The 18,394-nt window shown below is 69.4% G+C and carries 15 protein-coding genes; 13 read left to right on the top strand and 2 right to left on the bottom strand.

Annotated elements, in window-relative coordinates; genetic code table 11:
* Nucleotides 1-193 precede the first annotated feature (193 nt).
* Nucleotides 194-1,057 carry a phosphatidate cytidylyltransferase gene (locus ACFVIV_RS22570; protein WP_379199412.1) on the top strand — a complete coding sequence of 288 codons (864 nt, stop codon included), beginning with the start codon at nt 194-196 and terminating at the stop codon, nt 1,055-1,057.
* A gap of 67 nt (nt 1,058-1,124) precedes the next feature.
* Here the strand turns inward: ACFVIV_RS22570 and ACFVIV_RS22565 are convergent, their stop codons facing one another.
* On the bottom strand, nt 1,125-1,445 hold the full coding sequence (locus tag ACFVIV_RS22565) for a lipopolysaccharide assembly LapA domain-containing protein (protein ID WP_379199304.1): 321 nt from the start codon (nt 1,443-1,445) through the stop codon (nt 1,125-1,127).
* Between the two features lie 152 nt (nt 1,446-1,597).
* Here ACFVIV_RS22565 and rlmN point away from each other — a divergent pair, with 152 nt between their 5' ends.
* From rlmN to ACFVIV_RS22530, 7 genes are all read left to right on the top strand, one after another.
* Complete coding sequence (gene rlmN, locus ACFVIV_RS22560; protein WP_379199302.1) at nt 1,598-2,710, top strand: 23S rRNA (adenine(2503)-C(2))-methyltransferase RlmN; 1,113 nt, start codon at nt 1,598-1,600, stop codon at nt 2,708-2,710.
* A gap of 143 nt (nt 2,711-2,853) precedes the next feature.
* On the top strand, nt 2,854-3,549 hold the full coding sequence (locus tag ACFVIV_RS22555) for a VWA domain-containing protein (RefSeq protein WP_379199300.1): 696 nt from the start codon (nt 2,854-2,856) through the stop codon (nt 3,547-3,549).
* Nucleotides 3,546-4,430 (top strand): protein phosphatase 2C domain-containing protein, encoded by an 885-nt coding sequence (locus ACFVIV_RS22550; protein WP_379199298.1) that lies wholly within the window; start codon nt 3,546-3,548, stop codon nt 4,428-4,430. Before ACFVIV_RS22555 ends, ACFVIV_RS22550 begins: the two co-directional genes overlap by 4 nt.
* A 49-nt stretch (nt 4,431-4,479) precedes the next feature.
* Nucleotides 4,480-8,346, top strand: coding sequence for an NACHT and WD repeat domain-containing protein (locus tag ACFVIV_RS22545; protein ID WP_379199296.1), 3,867 nt, complete (start codon nt 4,480-4,482; stop codon nt 8,344-8,346).
* A 13-nt stretch (nt 8,347-8,359) separates the two neighbouring features.
* Nucleotides 8,360-9,715: a family 1 glycosylhydrolase gene (locus ACFVIV_RS22540; RefSeq protein WP_379199294.1), complete on the top strand. Its 1,356-nt coding sequence runs from the start codon at nt 8,360-8,362 to the stop codon at nt 9,713-9,715.
* Between the two features lie 67 nt (nt 9,716-9,782).
* Entirely contained in the window at nt 9,783-10,649 is an 867-nt protein-coding gene (locus ACFVIV_RS22535) for a helix-turn-helix domain-containing protein (protein WP_379199292.1), read from the top strand.
* Between the two features lie 100 nt (nt 10,650-10,749).
* Nucleotides 10,750-12,348, top strand: a complete 1,599-nt coding sequence (locus tag ACFVIV_RS22530; RefSeq protein WP_379199290.1) for an MFS transporter — start codon at nt 10,750-10,752, stop codon at nt 12,346-12,348.
* Here ACFVIV_RS22530 and ACFVIV_RS22525 read toward each other — a convergent pair.
* On the bottom strand, nt 12,345-12,740 hold the full coding sequence (locus ACFVIV_RS22525) for a nitroreductase family deazaflavin-dependent oxidoreductase (RefSeq protein ID WP_379199289.1): 396 nt from the start codon (nt 12,738-12,740) through the stop codon (nt 12,345-12,347). The genes ACFVIV_RS22530 and ACFVIV_RS22525 overlap by 4 nt on opposite strands.
* Nucleotides 12,741-12,964: 224 nt before the next feature.
* Here ACFVIV_RS22525 and ACFVIV_RS22520 point away from each other — a divergent pair, with 224 nt between their 5' ends.
* Genes ACFVIV_RS22520 through ACFVIV_RS22500 form a run of 5 tightly spaced genes read left to right on the top strand, consistent with a single transcriptional unit; the run spans nt 12,965 to nt 18,388 of the window.
* The gene (locus ACFVIV_RS22520; protein WP_379199287.1) at nt 12,965-13,225 is read left to right on the top strand and encodes an acyl carrier protein; all 261 of its coding nucleotides are present in this window, start codon (nt 12,965-12,967) and stop codon (nt 13,223-13,225) included.
* Complete coding sequence (locus tag ACFVIV_RS22515; protein ID WP_379199285.1) at nt 13,222-14,316, top strand: acyl-CoA dehydrogenase family protein; 1,095 nt, start codon at nt 13,222-13,224, stop codon at nt 14,314-14,316. Before ACFVIV_RS22520 ends, ACFVIV_RS22515 begins: the two co-directional genes overlap by 4 nt.
* Complete coding sequence (locus ACFVIV_RS22510) at nt 14,313-15,293, top strand: 3-oxoacyl-ACP synthase (RefSeq protein WP_379199283.1); 981 nt, start codon at nt 14,313-14,315, stop codon at nt 15,291-15,293. Before ACFVIV_RS22515 ends, ACFVIV_RS22510 begins: the two co-directional genes overlap by 4 nt.
* A gap of 3 nt (nt 15,294-15,296) precedes the next feature.
* A complete protein-coding gene (locus ACFVIV_RS22505; RefSeq protein WP_379199281.1) occupies nt 15,297-16,322 on the top strand; it encodes an HAD-IIIC family phosphatase in 1,026 nt (341 codons plus the stop codon).
* Nucleotides 16,319-18,388, top strand: coding sequence for an AMP-binding protein (locus ACFVIV_RS22500; RefSeq protein WP_379199279.1), 2,070 nt, complete (start codon nt 16,319-16,321; stop codon nt 18,386-18,388). The genes ACFVIV_RS22505 and ACFVIV_RS22500 overlap by 4 nt, the downstream gene beginning before the upstream one ends.
* Nucleotides 18,389-18,394 lie beyond the last annotated feature (6 nt).

Here is an 18,394-nt window from a genome sequence, read left to right as displayed (position 1 = left end):
GGTGTCTTCTTGTTTTTTTACCATTTTTACTTTCATCTCTGCTCTTTTTCCGGGGGGGGGGGGGTGGGGCTGGCGCTGGAGGTTGGCGGGTCGCCGGGGCGGTGGCGGGCCCCCCCCCCGGGGGTAGGGACGGAACGGACGACAAGTGAGCGACGGGACAATCGTGGCCGAAGAAACTGCCGCCCCCGGCGATGTGACGCCGGATGAGGGACCCGCGGAGGCGCCGCCGGGCGCGCCCAAGTCCAAGGCGGGGCGCAACCTGCCCGCCGCACTGGCGGTCGGTTTCGGGCTGGGGTTGTCCCTCATCGCGATTCTGCTGTGGGCGCCCAAGATTCTGATCGGCGTGATCGCGGCGGCCATGGCGGTGGCGACCTGGGAGGTGGCCAAGCGGCTGCGCGAGGCCGATGTGCTGGTGCCGCGGATTCCGCTGCTGGTGGGCGGGCAGGCGATCATCTGGCTGGCCTGGCCGGCCGGGCCGCAGGGGGTGCTCGGGGCATTCGGGGCCTCGGCGCTGGCGGTCATGGTGTGGCGGCTGTTCGATCACGGGTTGCAGGCGACGCCGCGAAATTATCTGCGGGACACCGCGATCAGCGTGTTCGTGCTGGCGTGGGTGCCGTTGCTGGCCTCGTTCGCGGTGCTGCTCCTGCTGGAGGAGGACGGCAATCTGCGGGTGCTGACCTTCATGATCCTGGTGGTCTGCTCGGATGTCGGCGGTTATGTGGCGGGGGTGCTGTTCGGCAAGCATCCGATGGTGCCGGCGATCAGCCCGAAGAAGTCCTGGGAGGGCTTCGGGGGGTCGCTCGTCTTCGCGGTCATCGGTGGTCTGCTGACCGTCACGCTGCTGCTGCAAGCCAATTCGATGATCGGCGTGCTGCTGGGCGTGGGTCTGGTGCTGGTGGCCACCACCGGTGATCTCATCGAATCCCAGATCAAGCGGGAGCTCGGGATCAAGGACATGGGCACGTTGCTACCCGGCCACGGCGGCATCATGGATCGCCTGGATTCGATGCTGCCGTCGGCCTTCGTGTCCTGGTTGGTACTCACAGCCCTGCTGTGAGAGAGCGGGGGCTAAGACCCCGAACCCCCTTAGCCCCGCTGGGGGCGCGGGCCGAGTCCCCGAAACCTCAGTGCGCTTTCTTGGCGGCGCGCCGGAGTTGCAGGATGCGGTAGCCGCCGACCAGGGCGGTCGACAGGGCGCCGATGAAGACCGCGAGCAGGACCAGGACGCCGATGGGCAGGTTCCAGGTCCAGGCGAAGAATTCGACGTGCGCCTGTTCGAGGTTCTGCAGGATGAATACCAGGACGAGAATGCCCAGCAGGGCGGCGATGACGAGCCCGATCCACGCGTAGCCCGCGCGGGTCTTGAGAACGCCTTCGCCCTTGTGCTTCGGCTTGCTGCTCGGGGCCGGATCCGCGCCCGAGGCTGGTACGTCGGCGGTGGTCATAGCTGAATCATTGCCGATAGCTATGACCGGTGCACGCATATTGCCACTTATCTCCGCAATGTCGCCTCTGCCCGATGTTCGCCCGCAATGTGACCAGCGCATCTCCCCCCGCGGCCCCGCGGACCCGTTTCGGATGGAATCATGGAGGGGTTATGACTGCCGCCCCCTTGCCCCTCGTTTTCGACGCCCCCCGCCGTGGCATGCCGCCCCGGCACCTCGCCGACCTCGATCCGGCCGAGCGCAAGGCGGCGGTCGAGGAGCTCGGGCTCCCCAAGTTCCGCGCCGACCAGATCGCCCGGCAGTACTACGGCCGCCTGGTGTCCGATCCGGCGCAGATGACCGACCTCCCCGAGGCCATGCGCACCAAGGTCGGCGAGGCCCTCTTCCCGCCCCTGCTCTCCGAGGTCCGCCACGTCGTCTGCGACGAGGGCACCACCCGCAAGACCCTCTGGCGCGCCCACGACGGCACCCTCCTGGAATCGGTCCTCATGCGCTACCCGGACCGCGCCACCCTCTGCATCTCCAGCCAAGCCGGCTGCGGTATGGCCTGCCCCTTCTGCGCCACCGGCCAGGCGGGCCTGAATCGCAACCTCTCCACCGCCGAAATCGTCGACCAGGTCCGCGCCGCCGCGGCCGCCCTGCGCGACGGCGAGGTCCCCGGCGGTCCGGGCCGCCTCTCCAACATCGTCTTCATGGGCATGGGCGAACCCCTCGCCAACTACAAGCGCGTGGTGAACGCCGTCCGCCGCATCACCTCTCCGGCCCCCGACGGCCTCGGCATCTCCCAGCGCAACGTCGTCGTCTCCACCGTCGGCCTGGCCCCCGCCATCCGCAAGCTCGCGGATGAGGATCTCTCGGTGACCCTGGCCGTCTCCCTGCACACGCCGGACGACGAGCTCCGCGACACCCTGGTCCCGGTCAACAACCGCTGGTCGGTAGCCGAGGTCCTCGACGCCGCCCGCTACTACGCCGACAAGTCCGGCCGCCGCGTCTCCATCGAATACGCCTTGATCCGCGATATCAACGACCACCCCTGGCGCGCCGACATGCTCGGCAAGAAGCTGCACAAGGCCCTCGGTTCCCGCGTGCACGTGAACCTCATCCCGTTGAACCCGACCCCGGGCAGCAAGTGGGACGCCTCGCCGAAACCCGTTGAGCGCGAATTCGTTCGCCGCGTGGAGGCCCAGGGCGTGCCGTGCACCGTGCGCGACACCCGCGGCCAGGAGATCGCCGCCGCCTGCGGTCAGCTCGCCGCCGAAGGCTGATTCCGGGGGCGGAACACTCCGGTCCGGAGGGCTGGAAAACGTAGTCTGAGCTGCGTATACCCCGAATCTTGGGTCGAGTGATCCGGGTTGGGGGCGAAGAGTTGGGTCCATCGACGAACACCTCGGTCGTTAGGACTCAACTCGTGTACAACGTGATGCCGGAATTCTCTGATATCGAACGCCCGCCGGTTTTTCCGATCTGCTTGATCATCGATGTGTCGTTGTCGATGTACGGGGATCCGATCGATGCGGTGAATGAAGCCTTGCCCGGGCTGCGCCGGACCATACTCGGGGACCCGGCGGCGGGGGAGATCGCGCGATTGGCCGTGGTGACCTTCTCGCATACCGCGAAAGTGGTGCTGCCGCTGACGGATTTGCGGGAGGCTCGGCAGCCGTTGCTCGCGGTGGAGTCGTCCACCAATTTCGCGGCGGGGTTCCGGCTGGCTCGTGAGGTGATCTCGACGGGGATCGAGCGGCTCGGGCGCGGTACCCGGTTCTATCGGCCGGTGGTGGTGTTCCTCAGCGATGGTGAGCACAATGCGCCCGAGGATTGGCATCCGGCGTGGCAGCGGCTCACCGATCGCGGTGCCGGGTCGGGTGCGGAGGTGGTGAGTTTCGGTATGGGACTGGCCAATCGGCAGGCCATTACCGAAGTGTCCACCGGGCAGGCGTATTTCGCCGGGGATCCGGATCCGGCCACTGCGGTGCGCGCCATATTGAGCGGCGTCGGGGACAGTATCAAGGCCCTGTCCGGGGCGTTGTCGCGGCCGGAGGGCGGCACCCTTGTCGTGCCGGAGGCCGATGGGCTGACCCGGCTTTCCGAAGGGGGCGGGAAATGATCGAGTTGCCGACCACCGCACCGCTGGTCGGGGAACCGATCGAGGCGCCGGCGCCGCGGTTGAGCGGCTCGGCCGCCGCGCTGCCGGGCATTCGCGCCGATGCGGGGCTCCTCGCCGATCGATGGCTGGCCGCGGCCAGCGTTGCCGGGCACGCGCATCAGAGCCTCGGCGCCACGGGGCAGGACTCGTACCGGTTCGCGCTGTCGGTGGATGGTTCGGCCCTGGCGCTCGTCGTGTGCAACGGGCTGGGCGGGTATCCGCACACCTCGCAACTCGGCGCGGATCTGTTCGCGCGGCTCGGCGGTGCGGCAGTCGCGGAAATCGGTGCGGCCGAGGCCGATGCGCGTGGCGCGGCCGCGCTCGCCGGCCCGATCGAGCGGGTCAATGCCATGCTGATCGACGAGTTCAGTGATATCGCCACCGCGGACTGGGCGATATCGTGCCTGCGCTTCACCACCCTGGTGTGCCGGGTGCCGTTGAGCGGCGACCGGCCGGCGCTGGTCGCCCGGGTCGGCGGCGGTGAGCTGTTCCTGCTGCACGGTGACCGCTACACGACCGCGCTGCCGGCGCGGGAACCCGGACCCGCCAATGTGGTTCGCGCGAGCCTGCCGCACGCCCGGCCCGCATCGGTGCTGGAACTCGCCGAAATCGACCTGGGCGCAGCCGATCTGCTGGTGCTGGCCACCGGCGGGCTGGCCGGTGACATCTTCGACTCGCCCGCGGTGCGGTCCTGGCTGTCGTGGCAGTGGTCGGTGCACTGCGGCCCGGCCCGCATGCTCGACTCGCTGCGCTATCGACGGCAGGGGTCGCACGACGATCGGACGGCAATCGCATTGTGGCTGCGAGGGATTCAGGACGGCGATGCACACGGATCGATCTAAACTGCGGGTGGCGCAGTCGGTGTGCCAGCTACGTCCGGGGGAGGGGTCCTTGGCAGAACCGCAGGCTGCCGGTTCGCCGCGGGAGGTGTTCGCGCGGCAGCTCACCGAGCTCTGGGAGTGCGCCGGCAAACCGCCGCTGGAGAATGTCGTCACGGCGGCGAACAAGACGATGGCGCCCGCGCGGGGGGCGGCCGCGAAAGACCTTCGGTTCCAGCGCTTCGCCGATTGGAAGGCGGGCCGCAATGTGCCCGCCGACTTCGAGACGGTCTGGCCGGTGCTGCGGGTGCTCATCGACAAGGCGGCCGAGCCGCTTCCGCCGGTACAACGGCAGCGGCAGTACTGGCGCCGGTCCTGGGAGGCGGCGCGGAAATGGGCGCCGGAACCGGTGTGCCCGTACCGCGGTCTGCGACCGTATCGGCGCGCCGACGCCGACCGCTTCTTCGGCCGGGACCGCGCGATCGGGGAGCTCACCGAGATGGTGCGCACCATCGCCGAGAAGGGCGGCGGCATAGGCATTCTCGTCGGAGCCTCGGGTGCGGGAAAGTCCTCGCTGCTGGCCGCCGGGCTGGTTCCGCGGCTGGAAGCCGGGTTCACCCCGGTCCGATGCACCCCCGCCACCGGCTCGCGGCAGGCTTTGACCACCGCGGTCTCGACCGCGCGCTGTGTGCTGATCATCGATCAATTCGAGGAGCTGTTCGCCGCCGCGTTCGGCGCGGAGGAGCGCCTCGACTTCATCGAGAAGCTCCGGGAGTGCGCGTCGAGCGGGGTCACCGTGGTGCTGGGCCTGCGGGCGGACTTCTTCGCGCGCTGCCTGGAGTATCCGATCCTGGCGCAGGCCTTGGCCAACCGGCGGATTCCGGGTGCGGCGCAGCAGGATTCCGCCGCGCGGAGCATGGTGCTGGTCCGGCCCTCGGATACCGAGTTGGGCGAGGCCATCGCCGGGCCCGCCCGCCTGGCCGGGTTGAAGCTCGAGGCCGGTCTCGCCGATTTCATTCTCTCCGATCTGGTTCGGCTCACCGACGCCGACGGAGCGGGCGCCCTGCCGCTGCTCTCGCACGTGATGGCGGCCATCTGGGAGCATCGCAGCGGCAGCAAGCTCACCATTGCCGCCTATGTGGCGGCGGGCCGGGTGGCGTCCTCGGTGGCCGCGACCGCGGACCGGGCGTGGGAGGAACTGGACGCGGCCGGACGCGATGCGGCGCAGCAGATGCTGGTCGCCATGGTGGCGGTCGGCAATGGCACCCGCGATACCCGCCGTCGGGTGCCCCGCGCCGAGCTTCTCACGCGCACATCGAATCCGGAGGCCGCCGAGGCCGCGCTGGACCGGTTGACCCGCGCCCGCCTGGTCGTCGCCGACGACGACACCGTCACCCTCGTGCACGAGGTCGTGCTGGACGCTTGGCCGCGGCTGCGCGGCTGGATCGACGCCGATCGTGAGGACCTGCTGGTGCGGCAGCGCACCGATACCGACGCGATGGAATGGGAGGCGGCCGGCCGCAATGCCGCACTGCTGTATCGCGGGACGCGGCTGGCGCAGGCGCGCGCGAGCCATCCGGCGCGCAGCGGGCGCAGCGCCGCCTTCCTCGCCGCCGCGATCAGGGCGCGGCGACGGCGGCTGGCAGCGCTGAACGCCGGGGTGCTCGCGCTGGTGGTGGCGCTCGTCGCCGCGGCGGCCGGCCTCATCGGAGTCGCCAATGAGTCCCGCAAGCGCGATGCGGAATTCTTCGCCACCCTGCTGAGCACGATCGACCGCAAGCAGACCTCCGACCCGACGTTGGCGGCGCAGCTGAGCGTCCTGGCGCATCGGCTGCGGCCCGATGATCCGGGCGTGCGGTCCCGGCTGATCGCCAGCCAGGCCTGGCCGGTGGCGAAAACCTTTGCCGGCCATGACGGTTACGTGCGGATGGCCTACCTGGCCGATGGGACGCTGGCGGTCGGCGGCGGTAACGGCGTCATCCGGCTGTGGAATGTCCAGGGCGCGGGCGAACCGGACCTGATCGCGGAGATCGCCGGTCACTCCGCCGGGATCGTCACGCTCATAGCTCGCGGTTCGCAGCTGATCTCGGCCGGTGAGGATGGCGCCATCGCGGTGCACGATCTGGCGGATCCGGCGCGGCCGCGGCAGCTGAGCCGCTTCGGCGCCGGTGGCGTCATCCGATGGGCGAGTCTCTCGCGGGACCGGCGCATGCTGGTGACCACGCAGGGGAGCGAGGTCAAGGTGTGGGATCTCGCCGACTCCGGTGCGGCGACGCCGATCCCGGTCACGTTCCCGCTCACCGGAATACCGATCAGGGCCGTGTTCACGAGCAATGGCGCGCTCCTGATCACCGAGGGCGTGCCCGGCAACCTGCGGTCGGAGCTCACGACCGCCGTGTGGACATTCGATCCCGCGTCCGGCGCGACCCGGCGCACGCCGCTGCCCGTCCAATCCGATGTGCTGCTGGCGGAGCCCGCCGAAGATCAGCCGCTGGTCGCCGTCGGCGACAACGGCGCCCAGAGCACGGCGTCCCACCCGGGCAGCAGCACGGTCCGGATTCTCCGCATCGACGATCCGCACCATCCGGTCGAGGTCGGCCCGGCCTTCCCGGTGACCAGCGCGGAGAACCTGCGTGGCGTCGGATTCCTCGGCGACAGCGGGATACTCGCGACGCTCACGCCGGCGGGACTGACGCTGTGGAATCTCGCCGATCTCACGCGGCCGGTGGCGCTCGGCCTACCGCTGACCGGCCGGAGCTCCGCCTGCACGGCGCCCGATGGCCGATGCGGTTCGATGATCCAGCAGGTTGTCACCACGCTCGATGAGCGCCAGGTGGCGATCGGGTACGCCGATGGCACGGTGGCGCACTGGTCGCTGCCCGCGAGCGTCCTCGCCGGCCAGGCCGGGCATATCGGAGCGCTGACCTCCGCGGTCAGCGCGCGCGGCGGCCGGATGATCACCGGCGGGCCGGGCGCCGATGCCCGGATCTGGGACATCAGCCGGCCCGCCGCGCCGCGGCTGATCGGGACGATTCGCAAACCCGGCTATCGCCTGCCCGGCCGGAACCCGACGGTGGGCCCGACCATCAGTCCGGACGGCCGGTTCGTCGCGGTGGTGCAGGACGACCTGATGCGGATGCTCGACATCACCGATCCCGGCAATCCGCGGATCGTGCACACCTTCGAGGGGGCGCTGAGCATCGGTTTCGGGGTCGGCGACCGCCCGCTGCTGGTTTCCCTGCATGCCGACCCCGTGCCCGCCTGGGTGGTCTGGGACTACACGGATCCGGGAAATCCGGTGCGCCTGGGCGCTGCCCTGCTGGCCGGCGAGCCGAACGACTTCCTGGTCCAGCTCGCGCCGAGCCGTGATGGTCGCATCGCCGTCGGTCTGACCGACGTCCTGCAGGTGTGGGTACCGGATGCGATCGAACCGGCCGGGGAAGTGGGGCGCGTCCAGCTGGGACCGAGAACGAGCGGCACCGGGCTCGCGGTCTCCCCGGACGGCCGGATGGTCGCCGCCGGATGGGATTTCGGCACCGTCCGCCTGTGGGACATTTCCACGCCGGATGCCATTGTGCCACTGGGTGACCCGTTGACGACGGTCAGCAGCATGGTGAACTCGGTGGATTTCGCGCCCGACGGCCGCACCCTGGCGGTCGGCGGCCGGGACGGCACGGTGCAGCTGTGGGATGTCTCCGACCCGGAAACCCCGGTGGCGCTCGGTGATTCACTCAACCCGCCCGGCGAGGGAAGCTGGCACGTCGCCTTCCATCCCGACGGTGAGCACCTCATCGGCGGCGGCGACAACGGCGCACTGCGCATCTGGAATCTCGATCCCGCCCGCGCCGTCGAGCGCATCTGCGACCTGACCGGATCCGCGATCGACGACTGGGTCGCCGCCGAATTCGAGGGCCGCTCCTTCCCTCGCCTGTGCTCCTGACCGAACTCGACGAATGCGAGACATCGTGCGTCCGATCCCCCGCCGTACCGTACTCGGATCGGCCGCCGCGGTGGTGGCCGGTCTGGTCGCCGGCCGGTCCGGCCCGGCGACTGCCCGCCCGGCGCCGCCCCGTGAGCTGCCACCGCTGGGAAATGAATTCCTCTGGGGTGTCGCCGCTTCCGGATTCCAAACCGAAGGCCATACTCCCGACAGTCGCCGGCGGCAGCTCTACATCGGCACCGAACTGGACGAATTCCCGGACTCGGTGGACTTCTACACCCGGTACCCGAGTGATATCGCGCTGGCCGCCGACCTCGGGGTCGGTGTGTACCGGATTTCCGTCGAGTGGGCGCGCCTACAGCCGCGGCCGGGCGAATGGGACGAGGCCGGGTTCGACTTCTACGACCGCGTCCTCGATGCCATGGCGGCCCACGGCATCCGCCCGATGCTCGCCCTGGATCACCTGGTGTATCCGGTGTGGATCGCCGAGCGGGGCGGGTGGCAGGATCCGGGCTTCGTCGACGCCTGGCTGGCGAATGCACGGAAGGTGGTGCAACGCTACGCATCTCGCAATCCGATCTGGATCACCTTCGCCACACCCTACGGGTACGTGAAGTTCGAGAGCCGCGACACCTTGCCGGCGACCGAGATTCCGGCGCAGATGACGCGAATCATCGACGCGCACAACGCCATCTACGACCACATCCACCGGCTGCAACCGGGCGCGCGGGTCACGATGTCGGGCGGTTTCCTCACCGGCTTCACCGATGACGTCACGGAAGGCCCGTTTCTCCGGCAGGTCGTCGATCGCCTGGATTTCATCGGTTTCGGCATCTCGGCCGGCCTCTCCCTCGAATCCCTGCCCGATCTTGCGCAGCAGGCGCTGTTCTCGCCGCTGAATCTGCGCAGCCCACTCGCCCACGCCATGCAGCCGGAGTCGGTCTACTACGCCCTCCGGCATTACGCCCGCAAGTTTCCTGGCAAGCCCCTCTATGTCGTGGAGAACAGCATTCCCATGGTGAATGGCCGGCGGCCCGACGGTTACGGCCGCGGCGACCATCTCCGCGATACCGTCTACTGGCTGCAACGCGCTCGCGCCGACGGCATCGATGTCATCGGTTACAACTACTGGGGACTGACCGACAGTTTCGACTGGGGCGGCTACGACCTGCGTTTCGGCCTCTACACCGTCGATGTCCGCACCGACCCCACGCTGACCCGCCACCCCACCGACGCCGTAGCCGCTTACCGCGCCATCACCGCGACCGGCGGCGTACCCGCCGATTACCTTCCCACTCGCCGACCCGCCTTCTGCTCACTCGTGGACAGCGCGGACAGCTGCTTCGATCCGGTGACCCTCCCGCGCTGAGGTCCGCCACCACTTGTGGCAGGTCGTGCACTGGGAAAGACGGTGTGGCGGTTCTAGGCTCGATGAGGTGCGACCGATTGTCTCCGAGGGGGATCTGGACAGCCGGTGGGAGGTGGCACGGCCGGCTCCGGGTCCGGTGCTGCCCGGAATCGAGATGGGCGGGTTTCGGGACCGGACGGCCGGCGAGGTGGAGATGAAGGCGGTGGCGTTGCCGGCGGTTACGGTGGCGTTCGGTTGTGCGGACTCGGAATTGACGCTCGAGAGTGGCGGCGCGCGGCGCGTGCTCGATGGGTATGTGGTCGGCATGTCACCGGATGCGCACACCTTGCGTGGGCGTCGCGTCGACGGGATCAAGATGCGGTTGTCGCCGGTGGTGGCGTACTCGGTGCTGGGCGTCGCGCCGGTCGACCTCAGCGACTCCGTGGTGGATATCGACGAGCTGTGGGGGCGGGCGGGTGCTCGGTTGCGTGAGCAGCTTGCCGAAATCGCCTCCTGGGATGAGCGTTTCGCGTTGGTGACGGCCTTTTTGAGGCGGCAGTACGCCCAGCGGGCGGCGGATGCCGAGGTCACCGCGACCTGGCATCGCTTGATGGCCGGTAAGGGGCTGACCTCGGTCACGGAGCTGGCGGCCGGGTGCGGCTGGAGTCGCAAGCGGTTGTGGTCGAGGTTCACCGCGCAGATCGGGGTGACGCCCAAACACGCCTGCCGGGTGGTTCGATTCCGGCGTGCGTTCGAGATGCTCGTGGCGGGGCAGTCCGCCGCCGAGGCCGCCATCGCGTGCGGATACGCCGATCAATCGCATCTGCACCGCGAGGTGTCCGGATTCGTGGGAATGACGCCGGGCATGGTCGCCCGCAATCCGCAGGAACCGGAATGCACGACGGCATGGGAACATTCGTTCAAGACAGGCATGTGGTGCGTCGACGATAGTTAGTGCGACCGGCAAATCCACGGGGGATGTCATGAGTCGACGAGCGGGTGTCGTGCGAAGCGGGTCCGGTGCGGCCGGTGCGAACTCCCTCGGAGGGGAACTCATGAAATCCCATGGTCCCCAATGGACCTTGGTGGCGGTCTCGGTCGCCACGTTCATGCTGATGCTCGACCTGACGGTCGTGAACGTGGCTCTGCCCGATATTCGCGCCGACTTCGGCTCCGGTTTCGCCGCCCTGCAATGGATTCTGGATTCCTACGCGCTCGGCCTGGCCGCGGTGCTGCTCGCCGCCGGTTCGCTCGCCGACCGGATCGGCCGCAAGAAGGTCTTCGACGGCGGGCTGGTGATCTTCGTGCTCGCCTCCCTCGCCTGCGGACTCGCGCCCGGCGATGTGACGCTCATCGTGGCCCGATTCATCCAAGGTCTCGGCGGCGCGGTACTTTTCGCGGTCGGTCCCGCTCTGCTCGGGCACGAGTTCCGGGGCCGGGACCGCGGTCTGGCCTTCGGCGTCTTCGGCGGGGTCGCCGGGCTCGCGATCGCCTTCGGCCCGTTGATCGGCGGTGGCCTCACCGAATTGTGGAGCTGGCGGCTGATCTTTCTCGTCAATGTCCCGCTGACCCTGCTCGCGCTGCTGATCGGCTATCTGCGGATGCGTGAATCCCGCAGTGAGACACCACCGCCCGTGGACTGGCCGGGTATGGCCGTATTCTCGCTCGCCCTGTTCTTCCTGGTGCTCGCGATCCTGCGGGGTGAGCAGGACGGCTGGAGCAGCGCCCGCATCATCAGCTGTTTCGTGCTCGCCGTGCTACTCCTCGCGATGTTCACCGTCGTGCAGGTGACGCGGCGCGATCGGGCCATGTTCGACCTCGCCCTGTTTCGCAACCGGACCTTCAACGGGCTGTCGGTGGTGACGGCGTTGTGCGCGCTGTCGGTCATGCCCGCGCTGTTCGTGCTGATCTCCTACACCCAGAATGTGCTCGGCCATTCGGCGCTGTCCGCCGGGCTCCGATTCCTGCCGCTGACCCTTGTGTTGTTCGTCGCGGCCGCCGTCACGGGCGGCGCGGTCGCCCGCATGCGGCCCGCGGTGCTGGTCGGCGGCTCCCAGCTGTTCATCGGCGCGGGCCTGCTCGCCGTGCTGCTGGTCGACGTCGATTCCGAATGGACGGCCTTGATTCCGGCGATGATCCTGATCGGCGCCGGCATGGGCATGTTCAGCCCCGCCCGAGCCGGATTCTCCATCGCGGTGACCACCCCGCCCAAGGCCGGCATGGCCTCGGGCATCAATGAAACCTTCCAGCAGGCGGGACTGGCCCTCGGCATCGCGGCCGTCGGCGCGTTCTTCCAGAACCGGGTGAGCAATGCCTTCGCCGCCACCGATATGGCGCGATTGGTGTTCGGGGACCGGGCCGCCGAGGTCGGCGATGCGGTCGCGGCCGGCGGTCCGGGCGCGGCGACCGCCTCCGAGCCGGTGCGCGCCGTCGCCGAATCGGCCTTCGTGAGCGGACTGCACAACGCCCTGGTGCTGGCGGCGGTGATCGCCGCGGTATCCGCCGCAATCGCCTTCGCCATGCTGCGTCGCGCCGACCTGGACGAGGCCGCCCTGGCAGCCGCCGCCCCGCCGCCGGACGAGTCGCCGGATCACCTCGCGCGGCAACGTGATCGGGAAATCCTGCGCCCGGCAGGCGAATCGGAGCTGCGCTAGCCGGCGATATCCGCGACGAACAGCCGCAGACCGCGACCGGCGGCCCGGGCCAGGAGGGGCAGGCTCGGGTCGGGGTCGGCGGGATCGACTATGCGCGGATCGACGAGCCGCACCCGGCGAAAGGTGGTGCGCGCCTCTGCTTCTCCCGCGGCGAGGATATTGCGGGCCCAGTCGGTGACACCGTGGCCGAGGACGACAATGAAGATGCCGCGGGCGGGAACGACATTGACGGGGGTCGTGTACGGGGTTCCGGATTTGCGCCCGCGGTGTTCGAGGAGGGCGAAACCGGGGAGGTAGGGAGCCAGCGGGCGGACCAGGGGATTGAAGTAGCGGTTCTGTAGTCGGCTCAGACCCGCGGGAAATACGTGCGGGCCACGATCAACTGCTGCCATGTCGCCACCGATCGTCGTTGGGGGTGCGATTCGCACGATACCGGCGTCTGGGACGGAGGGGAACCGTTGCGGGGATTGCCTGCCGAAGCGTGCCCTTCGTACCCCCGCCCGAGGAAACCGGGGCTTGTCCATGATCAGCACGGATGGTGTCGTGTCTACCGGGCGAGGGGTTGTGATCCGTCGTCTTCGAGATGTCATCGAGAGGCGGGGTGCCCGTGGAAGACGTGGAACAGCGCGGCGCGGAACTGACGGCGGAACTACTGGATTATTTCGGGTCGATGGCGACGGCCGAATTGGGCGCCGACGACGATATTTTCGCGTTGGGGCTGGTCAATTCGCTGCGGGCGCTGGAAATCGTCGTGCATGTGGAGCAGACCTACGGGATCTCGGTCGAGGTCGATGATCTCGAGCTCGACAATTTCCGGACGGCGGCGCGGGCGGCGGCGTTCGTGGCGCGCAAGCGGGCGGGGAACGCGGGGCTGTGATCGAGGTCGGGAAGCTGGTGGCGGCCGCGGAATCGGAGGCGGCGCGCTGGGATCGGGAGGGGCTGCCCGCGGAGATGATCGCGCTCGCGGGGGAGAGCGGGCTGCTGGGGGCGGACCGGTCCGTGGCCTTCGGCGGTCGCGGGCTCGATGCGCTGGAGCTCGGGCGGCTCGCGGCGACGGTCGGGCAGGTCTGTACGAGTCTGCGGTCGCTGCTGACCGTGCACGGGATGGTTGCCGCCGCGGTGGATCGGTGGGGTACGGGCGAGCAGCGCAATGCGTGGTTGCCGCGGCTCACCAGCGGTGAGACGGTTGCCGCGCTGGCCGCCACCGAGGCCGGGGCGGGGACCGAGTTGGCCGGTGTCGCTACGACTTTCGAGGTCGACGGGGCGGATCGGCTGGTGTCCGGAACCAAGCTGTGGGTGACCTTCGGACAGGTCGCCGGGGTCTTCCTGGTGCTCGGACGGTCGGACGGGGGACTGTGCGCGGCGCTCGTCGAGCGGGATCGGCCCGGTGTGCGGGTGGAACCGGTCGAGAGCGGGATCGGTTTGCACGGTGCGCGGTTGGCGACCGTTCGATTCGATCGGGTGCGCATACCCGTCGCGCAGTTGATCGCGCCGCCGGGCTTCGGGCTGTCGCACGTTGTCGGAACGGCTCTGGACCATGGGCGATTCACCGTCGCATGGGGTTGTGCCGGGCTTGCGCGCGCCTGTCTCGAGGATGCCGCCGCACACGCCGCCACCCGGACGCAGGGCGGCGCGGCGCTGGCCGGGCATCAGCTGATTCGCGCGGCGCTGGGGCGCGGCTGGGTGGATGTGGAAGGGGCGCAAGCGATGTGCGAGCGTGCGGCCGCGTCCCGGATCGCCGGATCGCCGCAGGCGCTGATCGACACCATTGCGGCCAAATACGCGGCGGCCGCGGCGGCGGCCACGGTGAGCGAACGCGCGGTGCAGGTGCTCGGGGCGGCCGGGTGCGCGCCGGACAGCCGGGTCGGCAGGTTCTATCGCGACGCCAAGGTCATGCAGATCATCGAGGGAGCACAGGAGGTCGCCGAGGTGACCATGGGTGAGCACGTCTTGCGGGGTGTGCGATGAGCGGGACGGTGGTGCTCGGTCCGGTGGCCACATGGTTCCCGGACACCATTGCCGAGGTGGCCACGCTCGAGGAGCTGGATTACCTTGCGGTGCAGCGCCGGGAGCATGCGCTCGCCCTGGGCATCGAGACGGTGCGAACCGCCGATGAGCTGACCGAGGTGGATCTCGCGGCCGAGGCGGCGCGGAAGGCCTTGGCGGAGGCGGGACTCGACGCCGCCGGACTCGACGCGCTGCTGCTCGTCACCGGCCGCGCGCCGCAATATCTGCTCGCCTCGGAAGCGACGCGGTTGCAGCACCGGATCGGTGCGACGCGCGCGTTCACCACGGGCGTGGGCGATCTGGGCTGCGTATCCGTCTCCGCCGCATTGACTCTCGCCGCGAGCCTGGTGCGCGGTGACGCCCGCTGCCGCAATGTTCTCGTGGTCACCGCGGCCAAGACGCCGACGCTCAATCGCTACCGCCCGCCCATGACCGTGCTCGGCGACGGCGCGGCCGCCGTGCTGGTCACCACCTCCGGGCCGGGTCGCTGGGAATTCGTGGACCAGATCGTGCGCAGCGACGGCAAATACGCCGACCTGTTCCGCATCGACTACCGCGATATTCCCTCCGGCGAATGGGTCGAGGAATGCGCGGACGAATCCACCTATTCGTTCCGGCTCGCGGTCGAGAGCAAGAAGCGGTTCGACGACATCGTTCCGGAGCTGCTGGAACGCAACGGTATTCACAAGGACGCGGTGGGTCCGATCCTCATGCAGAACCTGTCGGCGGGCGCCTTCGCCTTCTGGGAGGAGGCCCTGGACCGTCCGGTCGACAAGGCGTGCCGCGGCAATCTCGCGGCCTACGGCCATCTCGGATCGATGGACATACTGGTCAACCTGGAGGCCGCGGCGGGCGGGCGCGCGGCGGGGGAGTACGCGCTGCTGCTGAACAGCAGTCCGGTCGCGGCCTGGAGCGCCGGCCTGATGCGGAGAGTGTGAGCAATGACGGCAATCGTGAAATGCCTGGTCTGGGATCTCGACGATACGGTGTGGCCCGGCGTCGTGCTGGAATCCGACGGCGGCGCGCCGAAACCCGAGGTGCTGCAGGCGCTTCGGACGCTGGACGAGCGCGGCATCCTGCACGCCGTCGCCAGCCGCGGTGAACCCGCCGCCGCCACGGCGCATCTGCGGCTGCACGGCATCGAGGACCTGTTCTCCGCCGTCGAGATCGGCTGGGGTCCCAAGTCGGAAGCCATCCGCCGGATTGCCGAAGCATTGAACATCGGCCGCGACGCCATCGCGTTCGTCGACAATGATCCGTTCGAGCGGGCCGAGGTCGCGGCAGCCTTCCCCGAGGTCCGCTGCTACCCGGCCGAGCGCATTGCCGACCTGGCCGAACTGCCCGAATTCCGGCCGGGCACAGCGACATCCGAGGCCCGGCAGCGCCGGCTGCTGTATCGCGCGGAACGGGAACGACAAGCCTCCCAAGCCGAATTCAGCGGCTCGGACACCGATTTCCTCGCCTCGCTGGACCTGGTCATGACCGTGCGCGAGGCCGACGAGGCGGATCTGGTCCGGGCGCACGAGCTGACCGAACGCACCCACCAGCTCAACACCACCGGTGTCACCTTCGATATCGACGAGCTGCGGCAGCTGTGCGCGTCACCGCGGCACGAAGTGCTCGTGGCCTCCCTGACCGACCGCTTCGGCGGCTACGGCACCATCGGGCTGGCGGTCACCGAGCACCGCGGCGAGGACGCGGTCCTGCTCCTGCTGCTCATGTCCTGCCGGGTGATGTCGCGCGGTGTCGGGACCGTGCTCATTGCCGAGCTGGTCCGGCGCGCCCGCGCGGCCGGGCGGCGACCGGCGGCGGAATTCATTGCGACACCGCTCAATCGGGTCATGCTCGTGACGCTGCGCTTCGCGGGCTTCGAGGTGGTCGAAACCGACGGCGACCGCATCCTGCTGGCCTGCACCGCGCCGCTCGACAGCATCAGCGGCACCGGACATGTCGAGGTGGTTCGATGAGCACGGCGGCGCACCGCGAATCCGATCTGCTGAGCGGAATCCTGCGACAGGTCGACCGAGTGCCCGACCGCACCGCACTGGTGGTGGGGGAACGCGCGCTCACCTATCGTGAACTCGACACCGCGACAGCGGCTCTCGCGCGACGACTGGTCACGGCCGGCGTGCGGCCCGGACAGACGGTCATCGCTTACCAGCAGCAGAACCTCGGCACCCTGATCACCATGATCGCGGCCATGCGCGCGGCCGCGGCCTGGTGCGTGATCGAACCCGGCCACGGCGGTGAGGCGTCGCTCGGCGCGGTGCTGGCGGCGGTGGACGTCGCCGCGGTGGTCATCGACGGCAGCGACGCGCTCACCCCCGCAGATGCGGCCGCTGCGCTGGCCCAAGCGGCGGACGGTCCGGCGGTGATCGATATCGCTGTGCGATCCGGACCGGCTTCGAAGGCAGTGGCTGACCCGAGTGCGCAAGCCCTGGCCGGCTCGGGCGCGCCGATGGCCGACTCGAGTGCGCAGGCGACAGCCGACGCGGGTGTGCCGGTGGCCAGAGCGAGTGTTGGGGAAGTGGACGATTCAGGTGGGCACGGGGCCGCCGACGACATGTGGTCGATCGCGGGTGACCTTGCGGCACACGCCGATTCAGATGCGGTGAACCTTCCGGACCGGCCGGCGATGTCCACTCCCGCCTACGTCATCACCACCTCCGGTTCCACGGGCGTGCCGAAGGCCGTTGTGGTTTCGCGCGCGAACCTCGCCACGTTGATCGCGTCGCGGGACTATCCGCCGCACGTCGACGGGGAACTCGTCACCTTCTCGGCCATGCGGCTCATCTGGGACGGTTCTTTGATGGCGCTGGCGTGGGCGCTCACCGTCGGCGGCACCAGTGTGCTGCCCGATGCGCCGATATTGCGCGATGTCGACGCGGTGGCCGAACTCGCACGCCGTCACAAGGTTTCGCATTTCGTCGCGACGCCGTCGTTCTATCGGTTACTGCTGCCCAGGCTCGCCGAGTTGCGGCCGACGTTGCGGATCGTGACCCTCGCGGGGGAGGCGGTGCCGCCCCGCCTGGCCGACGAGCATCGCGAGGTGCTGCCCGCTGCGCGTCTGCACAACGAATACGGTCCCACCGAAGCGACGGTCACCTGTATTTGTCATGTCGTCGCGGAGAAGCCGCACCACATCGTGCCCATCGGACGGCCGACGGAGGGCACGACAGCGCATATCGTGGACCGCTCCCTGCGGCCGGTCCGCCGGGGCACGCGGGGCGATCTGTATCTGGGCGGCGGGCAGATCGCCGACGGGTATGCGGGCAGGCCGGGACTGACGGCGACTCGTTTCGTGGCCGATCCGTTCTCCGGCGAGCCGGGCGCGCGCATGTACCTCACCGGGGATCTCGCCCGGGTGGATGCCAATGGCGACATCGAATTCCACGGCCGCGCCGACAATCAGGTGAAGGTTCGCGGGGTGCGCATCGAGCGCGGCGCGGTCGAGGCGGTGCTGGAGGATCATCCGGCCGTGCGCGAGGCGGTGGTGCTGGTCGCCGCCGATGCCGACGACAGCGTGTACCTGGCCGCGTTCTGGGTGCCCGTGAACGGCGCGGCCGCCCCGCCGACACCTGCCGCGCTGGCCGGACACTGCGCGGGACGTCTTGTGCCCGAATCGGTTCCGGATCGGTTCGTGGCGATCGACGTGCTGCCCATCGCCCCGGGCAGCAGCAAGCTCGATGAAGCGGCCCTGCACGCGCTGCTGCAGGCTCCCGTCGAACGCCGCCCGGCGCCGTCGCGGGATGCCTGGACCGAGACCGAGCGGGCCATCGGCGAGATCTGGTCCGAAGTACTGCTGCACGACGAATTCGACCGCGAGGACCGGTTTCTCGATGTCGGCGGCAATTCCCATCGTGTGGTGGCGCTGCACATGCGCCTGGAAGAACGCTGGCCGGGCGCGATCTCGGTGGGTCTGCTGTTCGATCTGGACACCGTGGCCGCGCAGGCGGGTGCGCTGCCGGCGGATCCCGCGCGGCCCGCCGAGCCCACGCCGGCCGATGACGCCCCCATGGCATTCGAGGTTTGAGAGATA

Origin of the sequence: Nocardia sp. NPDC127526 (assembly GCF_042672265.1) — a bacterium.
Classification (GTDB): domain Bacteria; phylum Actinomycetota; class Actinomycetes; order Mycobacteriales; family Mycobacteriaceae; genus Nocardia.
This window is presented reverse-complemented; position numbering and strand designations above follow the sequence as displayed.